The sequence below is a fragment of the Nonomuraea sp. NPDC001684 genome (assembly GCF_053596515.1).
This window is the reverse complement of sequence record NZ_JBSFGJ010000491.1, coordinates 1-6,511: the sequence shown is the minus strand read 5'-3', so window position 1 is coordinate 6,511 and position 6,511 is coordinate 1. Positions and strand designations below refer to the sequence as shown.

The 6,511-nt window shown below is 72.9% G+C and carries 7 protein-coding genes and 1 pseudogene; 2 read left to right on the top strand and 6 right to left on the bottom strand.

From position 1 onward, the window contains the following. Nucleotides 1–201, bottom strand: a pseudogene (locus tag ACWCSD_RS44865) (hypothetical protein); the annotation flags it as partial. Nucleotides 202–291: 90 nt separating this feature from the next. Beyond that, nucleotides 292–720 carry a hypothetical protein gene (locus ACWCSD_RS44860; RefSeq protein ID WP_449924545.1) on the bottom strand — a complete coding sequence of 143 codons (429 nt, stop codon included), beginning with the start codon at nt 718–720 and terminating at the stop codon, nt 292–294. Between the two features lie 198 nt (nt 721–918). Here ACWCSD_RS44860 and ACWCSD_RS44855 point away from each other — a divergent pair, with 198 nt between their 5' ends. Then, nucleotides 919–1,869, top strand: a complete 951-nt coding sequence (locus ACWCSD_RS44855) for a hypothetical protein (RefSeq protein ID WP_397161725.1) — start codon at nt 919–921, stop codon at nt 1,867–1,869. Nucleotides 1,870–2,335: 466 nt separating this feature from the next. Here the strand turns inward: ACWCSD_RS44855 and ACWCSD_RS44850 are convergent, their stop codons facing one another. The 3 genes from ACWCSD_RS44850 to ACWCSD_RS44840 form a co-directional block, all read right to left on the bottom strand. Beyond that, a complete protein-coding gene (locus ACWCSD_RS44850) occupies nt 2,336–2,722 on the bottom strand; it encodes a DUF5130 family protein (RefSeq protein WP_449924541.1) in 387 nt (128 codons plus the stop codon). Between the two features lie 91 nt (nt 2,723–2,813). Then, nucleotides 2,814–3,104, bottom strand: a complete 291-nt coding sequence (locus tag ACWCSD_RS44845) for a hypothetical protein (RefSeq protein WP_358294670.1) — start codon at nt 3,102–3,104, stop codon at nt 2,814–2,816. A gap of 53 nt (nt 3,105–3,157) precedes the next feature. Continuing rightward, nucleotides 3,158–4,564: an amidase gene (locus ACWCSD_RS44840; RefSeq protein ID WP_397161728.1), complete on the bottom strand. Its 1,407-nt coding sequence runs from the start codon at nt 4,562–4,564 to the stop codon at nt 3,158–3,160. 139 nt (nt 4,565–4,703) lie between these two features. On the opposite strand from ACWCSD_RS44840, the gene ACWCSD_RS44835 reads away from it, so the two are divergent. Continuing rightward, entirely contained in the window at nt 4,704–5,531 is an 828-nt protein-coding gene (locus ACWCSD_RS44835) for a nuclease-related domain-containing protein (protein ID WP_364336232.1), read from the top strand. A 24-nt stretch (nt 5,532–5,555) separates the two neighbouring features. Here the strand turns inward: ACWCSD_RS44835 and ACWCSD_RS44830 are convergent, their stop codons facing one another. Continuing rightward, entirely contained in the window at nt 5,556–6,269 is a 714-nt protein-coding gene (locus ACWCSD_RS44830) for a TetR/AcrR family transcriptional regulator (protein ID WP_449924536.1), read from the bottom strand. Between the last annotated feature and the right edge of the window lie 242 nt (nt 6,270–6,511).

The window sequence follows — 6,511 nt, the reverse complement described above, 5'->3', positions numbered from 1 at the left end:
CTTCTCGATCTGCCTGATCTCCTTCAGCCTGGCCGTGGCCTGGGAGACGATCTGGTCGTCGCGGTTCTGCTGGACGGTGCCCGCCGAGGTGAGCGCGCGGGCGGCCCGCGCGTCGGTCACCGGCGCGGCCCTGCCCGGCCCGCCGCTCACCGCCGCTCCGGCGACCCCGCCCACGACGGGCTCCCACACGGGTCTCCCCACCGGCTCCTACACAGGTCTTCCCACGGGGTCCCACCCGGGCCTTCCCACGGGGTCCCACCCGGGCCTTCCCACGGGGTCCCACCCGGGCCTTCAGCCGACGGGCGTCATGCCCGTGGCCGACCCCGGCTCGCCGCTCACCATGCCGTCGGCCCCCGCCGGCGGCAGCTCCCGCCGTCGTCGCACGCTGACGGCCCTGGCCACGATGGCGGCCGCCGTCGTGGTGTCGGCCGCGGTGGCGGGGTCGGTGTGGCTGCGTCCGGCCGAGCCCGCCAGCACGGGCCAGGTGCTGCCGCCCGCCGACGAGACCACGCAGGTCCACAGCCCGAGCAGCCCCGAGCACACCACCAAGGAGCCCGCGCCGCCGACCAAGGCCGTGCCGAGCGCCAAGCCGAGCGGCACCACCAGCGCTACCCCCGGCCCGACCGTGGCCCCCACCACCCCGAGCGCCACGCCCACCGTCTCGCCGAAGCCCACGCCGACCGTGACCACCTCGGAGCCCGAGCCGACACAGGAGCCCACCCAGCCCCCTGAGGAGCCCACGGACGAGCCCACGGTCACCAGCCCGCCGGAAGACGTGCAATGCGTACGCGCCCCATGCCCGTAACCACCCCGGGCCGTCCAGTGCGTGAACGCGCCCTACGTCTCACCGCTTCGGGACGTCTGGTGCGTGCGTGCCCCATGTCCGTGACTGCTGCAAGATCGTGAGAAAGTCTTCGCGTGGATTCGACTCGTGAGCTGCTGATCGCCCTCGCCCGCCGGTACGCCTTCGCCGATCTGGGAGCGCTCGCCCCCACGGCCGAGATCTCCGACGTGTGCGAGTTCGGGCAGCGGCTGCTCTCGCTCGACGCCGAGGACTTCGCCGCCGAGGCCAGGTCCGTACCGGCAGACCTGCGCCGGCTCGCCCGCGCCTGCCACATGCCGCAGACGCCGCGGGAGCAGCCGCGCGGAGCCCTGGAGTCGCTCAAGCCCGCCTACGGCCTGCTGCTCGAGGTGATCGCCGTCCGCTGGCACCGGCGGGAGCTGAGCCCCATGATCGCGGCCGTGCACATCGCCAGCGAATACCTGCCGCTGCTGGCGTTCGAGCCGCAGCTCGGCCACGCCGGCGACCCGGCCCGCTGGCCCGCCGGGCTGAGCGCGCCCGGGAGCAGGTTCGGCGTGATCGGCGACCGTGAGTGCGACCACACCAAGTCCGAGCAGTCGGCCACGAACCGCACGCTGCGGGTGTCGGTCGAACCCGGCGAGGGCTGGCGGGCCTACTTCGACCGGCAGCACAGCCAGCTGGCGGGCGCGCTCGCGGTCTGCGTCGCGACCTGCCGCAACCCCTGCACGGCCATGGACTGGATCGACCCCGAGCCCCGCGCCGACCTGCAAGTACGCGCCCGTACCGCGCTGACCTTCGCCGAGACGCCGCTCGTCCGGCTGCGGCACGCCGCGCCCGTCGGGCACGGGTTCGGGGTGCCGTCGCCGGAGGAGGTGCTCGACGCCTGGGAGCGCAGCCGGACGGCGCTGGACAAGAACGCGGTGGGCGCCGCGGCCGCCAAGGACGACGGTTTCCCGCTGACGGGGCTGCCCGCCCTGTTCTCGGCCGTGGCCGGAGCGCCGATCGAACCGTCCAGGCTGCTCGCCGGTGTCAGCGACCACGTCGTCACCCTGCTGCAACGCGCCTGACCACACACCCTCGAACACACCTGAGCCGACGGGCACGTCCCCCTCGGGTGCGGGGGGGACGGCACGCCTGCCCGCCGCCAAGCGCAACGCATCCGGGCCGAGGCACATCCAGTCCCGAAAAGGGCCGCACGCCTGAGCTGACGCAGACACAGCACACCTGACCCGACGGCGGTGGTGTGCCCGGCGCGGAAGGGGGCCGCGTGAGAGCGTGGCCGACCCGAAAGGTGCCTCGCGACAGCGTGACTGGCCCGAAGGGTGACTCGCGGCAGCGTGGCTGGGCGGAAGAGTGCCGCGGCAGCGTGGCTGGCCCGTAGGGTGCGGTGCCTTCGGGCCGTGGGGTGCCCGTGCGAGGCGTGATTGAGCCGAAGGTGCGGTGCTCCTTGGAGCCATGGGTGCCGTGCCTGCACATGGAGGGCACCTGCGTGGCCGCGCCCGCCAGGTCGGCACGCCGGGGTGGGAGGGCGGGTCAGTGGTAGGGGGTGGCTTGGTCGGCGAGGGCGGTGATGCCGTACAGGAGGCCGCCGATCAGGTCGCCCGCGCTGAAGGCGGTGGCCATCGACAGGGCGGTGAGCCGGCAGGCGCCGTCGCTCAGCCGCCGCCTCGCGTTCGCGCCGGTGACGATCTCCAGGGCGTGTCCCGCCGGATCGACGAACACGACCACGGCGTCGACCGACTCGGCGCCCAGGGCGGTGTGCAGGCGCTCGGCGAAGTGCCGTCGCGCGCCGACCGGCTCGCCCAGGAACACGCCGAAGCGCAACCCGCTGCGCCGCTCGGCCCTCTGGACGGCCCTCCTGAGATCGTCGACCTGAGCCGTCGTCAGTGCCCGCCTGGGCGCACGGGTGCGCGTGCGCATCGGTGTCTGCGCCGAAGCCTGTGTCGGTGCCTGCTCAGAGGGCTGCTCAGAGGGCTGGTTCGAGGGGTGTTCTGAGGGGTGCATCGTTGTGTCACCAGCCTGCCGAGGCGCCGCCGAGGTGTTCGTCCGGCTCGACGGCCATGGCCGCGGCCGCCCAGTCGGGTTCGGGCGTCCGTGCCCAGGGGGCGGCGCCGTCGGCCAGCACCCGGGTCGACGTGCTCACGCCGTGCTCGCTCCCGGACGGCCCGCCCAGCCACACCGGGCCCGGCTCCGCCACCCGGGACGAGCCCCGCCCCGGCACCATGACCAGCAGGCTGATCAGTACGAACAGCCCCAAGGACACCCCGATGAGAAAGAGCAGACTTTCCGCCGCGCTGTTCACACGACGAACGTAATCCTCCGGCGGGTGCCCGGCCAGACCCGTACGGGACCCTCCTACCAGACGGACGGCCGCCGCTCGCCCCAGAACCCGCCCACAGCCGCCTCGACCTGGGCCGACAGCGAGATCAGGGTGCCCTCGCCGCCGATCCGCCCGGCCAGCATGACGCCGATCGGCAGGCCCTCGGCGTTCCAGTGCAGCGGCAGGTTGACCGCGGGCTGGCCGCTGACGTTGTAGATCGCCGGGAAGGCGGCGAAGCGCTTCATGCGTTCGAAGGTCTCCTCGACGTCGTCCACGTCCTCGAACCAGCCGACCGGCCTGGGCGGCTGGGTGAGGGTCGGGGTGAGCACCGCGTCGTAGGCGTTCGTGATCGTGAGCGCGCCCCGGGTGGCGAGCTGGAGGGCGGCCTGGGCCTGGAGGAACGCGGGGGCGGTGGTGGCCAGGCCGCGCTCGCGCAGCCACCGGGTGAGCGGCCTGAGCAGGTGCCCCTGGTCGTCGGCGACCGGGTGCATGCAGGCGAAGGTGTACCAGAGGGTGACGAACTGCGGCACGAGGTCCGCGCCGAACGGCCTGGGGATCTCCACGACCTCGTGCCCGAGGCCGGCGAGGATCGCGGCGGCGCCCTCGTACGCGGCCAGCACCTCGGGATCGACCTCGGCCCCCGGCACGACGGGGTCGGCGTAGCGGGCGATGCGCAGCCGTCCGGGGTCGCGGCCGGCGCAGGCGAGGTACGTGCCCTCGTGCCGGGGCGCGAGGTAGAGGTCGCCGGGCTCGTTGTGCGCCATGACGTCGAGCAGGGCCGCGGCGTCGGCGACGGTACGGGCGATCGGGCCGTTCGTGGACATGCCGGCCAGGTCGGGGATGATCGGGGCGAAGCTGATCCGGCCGCGGGTGGGCTTGATGCCGTACAGGCCGCATGCGGAGGCCGGGATGCGGATCGAGCCCGCGCCGTCGCTGCCCTGGGCGGCCGGCGCCAGCCCGGCGGCCACGGCGGCGGCCGCTCCCCCGCTGGACCCGCCGGCCGACGTGCCGAGGTCCCAGGGCGAGCGGGCGGGCGGCGAGACGTCGGTCTCGGTGTAGCAGGGCAGCCCGAACTCGGGGGTGGCGGTCTTGCCCAGCATGACCGTGCCGGCCTCGCGCAGCCGCGTCACGACGGTGTCGTCCACCGGCGCGACGAACCCCCGGTAGACCGCCGAGCCGAAAGTGATCGGCACGTCCTTGACCAGATTGAGGTCCTTGACCGGGATCGGCACCCCGGCCAGCGGCCCGTCAGGCAGGTCCTTCTCCAGGCGGCGCGCCTGGTCGAGCGCCTGTTCGGCGGTCACGGTGACGTACGCGCCGACCGAGGGATCGATCCGCTCGATCCGGTCGAGATAGTGCTGGGCGAGCTCGACCGGTGAGACGTCACGGTCGCGGACGGCCCGGGCCTGCTCGAGCGCGGATAGCTCGTGTATTTCTCGCACGATCGGCACACTAGGCATCTCTAGAGAAGAACGTAAGACATACCCCGAAAACATGAGTGGAACACGATGAGCTGGGCCATAAAACTATGGACAGGTCAACACTAGGAATCATTCCGATCTCCGAGCTACGGTGAGTTACGTGGACTCCGACAACCAGCGAGAAGACGGTCACAACGCGTCACCCATCTGGGTGAGCGACCGGCCAGAGGGCGAGCGCACCGCCGCCGCGACACCATCGGCGCCCACCACCACCTACGCGCCCGTGGAACGCGCGTCCGTGCGTGACCTGCTCCAGGAGCCGCGGTTCCGCCGCATGCGCAATCGCGCGCTCGTGGCGATCGGCGTGGCGATCGTGGTGGGTTTCCTGCTGCGCGACTGGCGTCTCGGCGTTACCGCCGGGGTGGTCGCGGCCATTTTCGAAGCGGTCTACCGCGCGCGGTCCCACTCCACGGTGCCGGCGTGGCGGCGCGCGTCCGTGGCCGAGCGGCGTACCGAGGGGCAGCTCCGCAGGCTGGAGCGCAGCGGCTACCGCACCCTGCACGCCAGGGCGATCCCCGGCAGCGAGGCCCAGATCGACCACCTCGTGGTGGGTCCGACCGGCGTCTACGCCGTGGACTCCGAGAAGTGGGACAAACGGCTTCCCGTCCGCGTCCAGTCGGGCAAGAAGCTCTTCCACGGCCCCTTCGACATGAAGCCGAGGCTGACCGAGGCCAAATGGGAGGCGTCCCAGGCCAGCGAGCTGATCAGCAAGGCGTTCGGCCGCGAGGTCGTCGTCGTGCCGTCCCTGGCCATCTACGGGCCGCCCGTGCCGTGGAAGATCATGACCATCCGCGGCGTGGACGTCTACCAGGGCGACCGGGCGCGCAAGTGGATCACCAAGCGCGAGCGGGCGCTGACCCCGGCCGAGATCGACCGGCTCTACGACATCGCCGCCCAGGTCCTGCCCGCCCGGTACGGCGAGGGCTAGGACAGGCCGGCCGACCCCGCGGAGTCACCCTCCGCGGGGTTTTTTCACGCCCGCCGACGTGCCCGCCGACAGCCGGGCGCCGAAGTCGTCCAGCTCGGCGGCCAGCACGCCGCTGGGCGGCAGCGCGTCCGGCAGGCGGGACAGCAGGGCCGTGCCCACCCCGGTGATGCGGACGATGTGGTCGATCAGCGCCTCCCGGTCCTCGGGCCAGGGGAAGGACGGCTGGGCGATGAGCAGCGAGACGCAGCCGTGCACGGCCGACCAGAGGCCGAGCGCCAGCTCCTCGGGATCGCCTTCGAGCACGCGGGCCGCCACGCAGGCGGCCACGGCGTCCACCATGTGGCGGAAGCACGCGGCGGCGGCCGGCGGCACGCCCTGCACGGCCGAGGGCCGCATCATCAGCACCCGGTACTGCACGGGATGGTCGAGGGCGAAGCGCGCGTAGGCCCGTCCGCAGCGGCCGAGCGCGAGGAACGGGTCGCCCGTCAGGTTCTCGCTGAACATCCGGCCGAACTCGTCCCACACGCGCAGGCAGACGGCCTCCAGCAGCGCCTCCCTGTCGGCGAAGTGCAGGTAGACCGAGGGCGTGGACACCCCGGCGCGCTGGGCGACGGCGCGCAGGGTGAGGGCGTCCTCGCTGCCGGACTCGGTCAGCAGGTCCTCGGCCGCGCGCAGGATCTCCTCCCGCAGCAGGCCGCCTTCTCCGCGCCGGGCGCGCACACGTCTCGCAGCGGTCATGGATCTCAGATTGACGCCGTCAGGTTGACGGTGTCAATCTGACCTTCTGCTGAACGGATATCTGAAGGGATATCGCGAAAAATGGGGACTTTCGGGGAGGCGACCGCGCTGGTCGCCCGCGGCGCGGACGAGTTCGGCGCCACGCTGGACGCCCAGTGGAGCGTGGGCACCAAGCTGCACGGCGGCTACCTGCTGGCGGTGCTGGCCCGCGCCGCCTGCCAGAGCGGCGCCGGCGAGCGGCA

Excerpts from the sequence above, each read along its gene's own strand:
- ACWCSD_RS44850 (WP_449924541.1), bottom strand. The coding sequence starts at position 2,722 with ATGCGCACGCGCACCCGTGCGCCCAGGCGGGCACTGACGACGGCTCAG.
- ACWCSD_RS44830 (WP_449924536.1), bottom strand. The coding sequence starts at position 6,269 with ATGACCGCTGCGAGACGTGTGCGCGCCCGGCGCGGAGAAGGCGGCCTG.